This window comes from Bacillota bacterium (assembly GCA_024655925.1).
GTDB lineage: Bacteria > Bacillota > DTU025 > DTU025 > JANLFS01 > JANLFS01.
Genome location: JANLFS010000085.1, coordinates 6,380 through 12,675, shown reverse-complemented (window position 1 = coordinate 12,675; position 6,296 = coordinate 6,380). Strand labels below are relative to the sequence as shown.

Sequence of the window (6,296 nt, the reverse complement as noted above, 5' to 3'; positions counted from 1 at the left end):
TGATTTCGGCCGTCAGCTACCGGAGGGATTTTACACCAGAAATCGGACTTGATCTACCGTCCTACGGACAAGCTTCAACATAGGGATCTGCCCCTTTCGTAAAATCATGTTCCACAGATGGGGTAGAGTCCCTGCATCACCGCTGAATCACTCTTCCCCGTCCAAAAGCGCGACGGGGAACTCGTCGAGCACGGCGGCAACGGGCAGCGCGCTTCCTGCGCAGGCAGTGGTCGGGCCGCCATCTCTCCGCACCGTCTGGCCCGTCAAGACATTGTGCCAGGCGACCGGGGCCTGGTCAGGCAGCACCAGCGAGGTTTCACCCCAGACCGTGCGCCCCAATGGGGGTCTGGCCGTGGGCAGATCATCTAGAGTCCCGCGCAGTGCCCTGTGATCGCTCCGCGCTCCCGATTGTAGGCGTGCCGCCTCTATCTGCAATCCTGCCACGAGACGCGGCACCACCACCATGGCCCAGACGCCGGCATGCCGACGCATGAAAGCGCACACATGCTCACGGTTGGGTCCGATGGCGTCGACCGGGAGATAGTCTCCTTCCGCGAACAGTTTTGCCCGGTCCCTGCGGTAACGGAGCGCCTTGTAGGTCAGGTAGAGTTTCACGCGCCCGTCCTCCCACGAAGAGAGGAGCTCGCGTGGGAGACTCAATGAATCGTCGCCCTCGCGCCCTTGAAGTTCCGAAAGCAGCCGAGCCCGGGCCGCGAAGTCTACCGGCCGTCGATTGTCTGGATCGACGAGGCTGAAGTCCCACAGCTCCGTCCCCTGGTAGAAGTCGGGCACGCCGGGGGACGTGATCTTGAGGAGCACTTGGGAAAGGGAGTTGAGCGCGCCGTAGTAGGCCGCGAAGCGCCAGAGCCTCAGGAAGTCCGGAAGGAACTCGTTGTCCTCCTCAGGCTCGACTATCGACCGGGCGAACCCCACCAAAGCCTCTTCGTAGGCGGGATTGGGCTCAAGCCAGCTAGTATGCACTTTGGCCTCTCGCGTAGCCTTGATGAGATATCCTTCCAGGCGGTCCATGAACTCGGGCACTTCGCGTTCGTCAAGAGGCCACGCACCAACCAGCGTCTCATACACCAGTTTCTCGAAGTTCGGGTCAGGCACTGGCTCGCCGTTTGCCACTCTTATCTTCCGCCGGTTCCACTCCCGCCATCTCCCAATGCACCCCGCCCATACCTGAGGGATCTCCGACAGGACGTTGATGCGGGCTCTCACATCCTCGCTTCGCTTAGTGTCGTGGGTGGAGGTAGTGTTCATCGTGCAAGGCCAGCGTTGGCGCCTGGCGCGATTGCGCCGGTGGAAGTCCGCGACCGATACCCCCAGACTCTCGGGCTCGCCCCCTACCTCGTTCAGAGACACCAGCCGGTGATAGATGTAAAGGGTGGTATCCTCGTACCCCTTGGCCATTATGGGGCCGGTGAATTGCTGCCAGCGCATGATGAACTCCAGCCACGCCCTGCGGTCCTCGCCCTCAACGGAGGCAGGGATCTCAAGCAGGAGCACCCGCCGTAGAAACACACGGGCGAGCGGCGCCGCTGACCCTCGCTCGCCGGCGGCGGCAACGGCTTCTTCGATGTAGTCTCGATCTCGCGCCGACACATCTAAATCGCGGATATAGGTCCGGTATACGGGAAGGCACGCAGTCGCTTCGACAAGCGCCTGTTCAAGCTCGACGAGGCTCAGATCGCGCGCCTGCCGGTCCCGGTCTGCAAGGCGAACCAGCCTCTCGGCCAGGGACCGCATCTCTCCTGCGAACAAGTGACGCATCACTTTCAGCTTCTGCTCGTAGACCAGTGTATCGAAGTCCAGGTCGGATCCTGCCAGGCGCGCATAGAGCCTGTCAAGGCCGGATGCTCCCCTTACGTCCACGAAGAGCCCGTTCACCATCTTGAGGAAATCGTACCCAGTGGTGCCGCAGACCGGCCATCCGGGCGGTATCTCCTCATCTCCACTCAGGATCTTCTCAACGACCACGTAGAACCCGGGGCGCGCCCCGGCGCCGGCTCCGGCAAGGCTGTCTTGAAGCCAGCGGAGGTATGTCTCCGGGTCTCGGAGTCCATCGACGTGATCCACGCGGACCCCGGCGATTCTACCTTCGCTCGCCAGGCGGAGAATAAGAGCGTGCGTGTCGTCGAACACGCGCCGGTCTTCCTGCCTCACAGACGCAAGGCCATTCGTGTCGAAGAACCTCCGGTAGTTAATCTCCCAGTTGGCCATTCGCCAAAATGCCAGTCTGTAGGCTTGTTGCTCTAGGATCTCATGCAGACGGTCGAAGCTATCTGGGCGCCCCTTTTGGCCGTTTAGAGTTTTGAGGCGGTCATCGATCCACGCTCGGATCTCAGGGTGAGCGGAACAAAGCTGCCAGAGCCTCGTGCGCAGTCCCGAGGACATGTTGCCCCCTGCCTGGCCGTACTGCCCGCGCCGCACGTCTTGCACCGCCCGCCCGTCCCTGCCGTCCTGCCCGTTCGGTCCGCCGCCTCGTCCGTCGGGGGGGCCCGGAGAAGCCCCGAGCAAGCTCCCGAGCTGAGACGCGGCGGGATGGTCCGGCCCTAGGTTTCGGGCCAGCTCCTCCAGGTTCAGAACATCTGCGTAGGACTTGGGGGCGAGGGGGAACCGGCTGTCGTGGTAGGCCACGTAAAGGCCTTCTTCCGCGAGCGCAAGCACAAGTTCCTGGCCTGCAAGCGCGTCTCCGTATGTGGCGCCGAGCACAGGGAGCAGGACTTTGCCTGCCAGGCCCCGTCGCGGAGGATGCCAGTCTATGTCGAAGTAGGGTGAATAAGGGGAGTTGGTTCCTTGGCGAAGGATGTCGGCCCACCATGGATTCTCGGAGCTCGCAGCCATGTGGTTCGGCACGATGTCCAAGATAAGCCCCATGCCGCATCGTCGCAGCGTGTCGGCTAACGCCGAGAAGGCCTCTTCCCCGCCTAGCTCCGGGTTGATCCTGCCTGGGTCTGTCACATCGTACCCGTGCGAGCTTCCTCGCACTGCCGTGAAGACGGGCGAAGCGTAGAGGTCGGTTATCCCGAGAGTCTGCAGGTAGAGCACGAGTTCCCGGGCGTCTCCAAGACGGAAACCGGAGTTGAACTGCACCCGATAGGTGGCGCCCGGTATTCGATAGCCCTCCACCTCACATCCCCTTCCGCACCCGAAGCTTCTCTCCAAGGCTTCCGAACAGCTCGGCCCATGCCCGGGCGGTTTCATCCCCGGCCTCGGCTCCCTTCTGCTGGTCCGGGTAGAAGGCCTCCAACAGGCGGTAGTAGTCGTTTTGCACCTTCCAAAGGTTCACGTCGAAAGGCATCAAACGAGTCAGGCCTACCACATGGTCGAGGTCCTTCAGATGCGATATCTCGCCCGGCTCTCGTCTCAAGCGCTCTGAGATCGCTTCCGCGGTCTGCCTGAGCGTGAGCCCGAGGCCCGGGCCGTCCAGATTGACGTCCCACGCTCGCACTGTGTCCAGAATATCGGTTATGCGGTCCACGTCCGGCTCGTCCTCAGCTAGAGCCGACCGCAGGTCAGTGTTGAGGATAAACTCGGCGGCAGTGTGAAGAACCTTGGGCAGGGGGATATTCAAGGACTTGAGGAATCTCATCAACAGGGCGTGCCTGTCGTAGATCTGCCGGTAATCGGCCTCCACCTCCTCCAAGGTGGATTCGAGGATCAGATCGACCACTGTGCGCTGCTTGTCGCGGAACATCTTACCCAAAGAGTAGGTCATCCCGTCGAAGTACTGGTCCATCAACCTGCCCACCTCGAAAGGATCCGAGCGGTTGAAGGCATCGGTCAGCGCTCCAGCCACCTGACGGTAGCTCTCGTCGCCTTTGTAGGGCTTGACCGCCGCGAGCAGGCTGTGGCCTCCCAGGTAGAATACTGCATACGCGAGAGTCGATGAATCCCGCGTGATCTGAGAGGTCACGTTTGCCCGCCCGACGGTCAATCTCACCTCGCCTGCCTTGAGGTTGCTCGCGTCCAGACGATGGATGGTGTACGCGAAGATCCGGGAGTGCTCGCCGTACTCTTCAAATAGCGAGCTTATCGCGTAGTGAGCCCCGACGTCCAGGAGGTCCACTATGGCCGGCTTGACGAACTTCTGGTATATGTGTGCGCCGTTGCGGTGTTCAGGGATGTTGCTCTTGGCGTTCGCCATCATCTCGAGGAAGTGAGGTTCGGGGTCCCACGCCAGCACTTGCTTGGCCAGTTGGATTACACGCCCGGCGTACTGTATGACCTGCACGGTCTCGAGCCCCGAGAGTTCGTCGAAAAACCACCCACAACTGGTGTACATCAGCATGGCATGGCGCTGGAGTTCAAGGAGCTTCAGGGCTGTCACACGCTCAGATGGGTTGAGCTCCCTTGTGGCGTGCTTTTCCAGGAACCTCGTGACGCTTTCCTCGGACCGATCCAGGATCACATCGATGTAGCCGTTCCTGGCCTCCCATGGATCCTTCAGGAACCTCCGCGCCTGCTCCTCGTATCGCGGCGCAGCCTCGTCACGGAGCCAGTCCAATGCGTGCCGAAGCGGCGCCCGCCACTCCTGGTTCCATCCTGGATGGCCTCCGGAATTGCATCCGCAGTTGCTCCGCCATCTCTCGATTCCATGCACGCAGCTCCAGGAGCTGTTCTCGAGGATCTCGGCCTCCGCCGTAGCTGGATGTTTCTCGAGGAACTCGCCGTAATTCGTGAGTTGTGCAAGTCCGTTGGATTCGATGTGGTGGATGGCGTATGCCAACCCCATGTCACCATAGGGGTGATGGTGCCCGTAGGTCTCCCCGTCCGTCGCCACGTGGACCAATTGCGGCCAAGTGCGGTAGTCCACAAATGCGCTCAAGAGGCGTTCGGCGAAACGCTCCCCGTTCGAAGTCAGACGCTCGAATGCGATTGCGCGCGAGATGGGGCCGTCGTAGTAGAACACGTTTATGGACCGGCCCGAGGGCAGCCAGACCAGATAGGGCATGCTCGGGTCCACGCCCTTTCGCACCCTCTGCCAAGAACCGTTGTCGATGTTACGCACTCGCTTTGCCTGGTGGGGCGCGAGAACGGTGAACTTGATGCCCTGACGTGCCATGATATCCAGGCTCTCAATGTCCACAGCGGTCTCGGGCAGCCACATACCCTCAGGGCGTCGCCCGAAACGATACTCGAAATCGCGGATGCCCCAGACCACCTGCGTGTACTTGTCCCGCGAATTGGCGAGCGGCATGATCATGTGGTTATATGCCTGCGCAAACCCGGACCCATGCCCTGAAAAATGTTTCTGACTCTCTCGGTCTCCTTCGATCACCCCTTCATATACCGCCGGTGTCCGCTTCCTCATCCAATCCATCAGCGTCGGACCGAAGTTGAAGCTGATTTTGCTGTAGTTGTTCTGGATCTTCATGATCCGTCCGTCTTCGGCGCGGATTCGAGACGCCGTGTTCGGTTCGTAACACTCCGCCGTGATGCGGGCGTTCCAGTCGTGGTAGGGGTATGCCGAGTCTTGGAGCTCCACGTCCTCAAGCCACGGGTTCTCCCGGGGCGGCTGATAGAAATGCCCGTGTATGCACACGTAGCGTTCCATTGTTCCAGTCAATCCTCCGCAATCCGCCTGAACAAGGCGCACGTTTTTGGGGCAATAGTCACTAAGGTTTCGTCCGGCGAGCGCAAGATGCGTGGAAGCAAGCTGCCGTTTCCGAGCCATCTGTCCTCGGCGGTATCCAACTGTTTGTCCCACCTGCCGTCCGGCATCGGGAGCGAGACCACGACCCCGGCGTCTCCGAAGGAGAAGACCGCGCAGACTTCATCCGCCTCGGTCCAACGCCTAACAAACAGAACCCGCTCCGCGCGGCAAGGGATGACCTCCATAACATCCCAGCTCAAGACGGCAAGTGCGGGAAGTGTTCGACGAAGCTGGATCAACTCCCGGTAAAGATCCAGGAGCACTCTATGCCCGCCCTGCCCGCGCAGGTTGTGGTCCAGTCGGGACCTCGCGTACGTCGCTACATCATCGGGGTCGGGCACCTCCCCTTCCCACCTGAACGCCGCGAACTCCTCCTGTCTCCCTTTGCGCACCGCCTCAATTAGTTTGGGATCTGAGTGGCTGGTGAAGTACTGAAAAGGCGCGGTCTCCCCGTACTCCTCCCCCATAAAAAGAAGGGGTATGTACGGAGACAGGATCACCGCGGCCGCCGCCAGTTTCAGTTCATCGAAACCGACAAGGGTGGCGAGTCTGTCCCCGAGGGCGCGGTTTCCCACTTGATCATGGTTCTGGGCGAATACCACGAACTGACGCGGGCTGCAACTGTGAGTCGAAT

At 61.0% G+C, this 6,296-nt stretch carries 3 protein-coding genes; all 3 read right to left on the bottom strand.

Going from position 1 to position 6,296, the window contains the following annotated elements; translation table 11 throughout:
- Positions 1-147: 147 nt before the first annotated feature.
- The gene (gene treY / locus NUW23_12160; protein ID MCR4426919.1) at positions 148-3,135 is read right to left on the bottom strand and encodes a malto-oligosyltrehalose synthase; all 2,988 of its coding nucleotides are present in this window, start codon (positions 3,133-3,135) and stop codon (positions 148-150) included.
- Between the two features lies 1 nt (position 3,136).
- A complete protein-coding gene (locus NUW23_12155) occupies positions 3,137-5,563 on the bottom strand; it encodes a DUF3536 domain-containing protein (protein MCR4426918.1) in 2,427 nt (808 codons plus the stop codon).
- 8 nt (positions 5,564-5,571) lie between these two features.
- The coding region (locus NUW23_12150) for a DUF3459 domain-containing protein (protein MCR4426917.1) at positions 5,572-6,296 on the bottom strand (725 nt) is incomplete at its 5' end.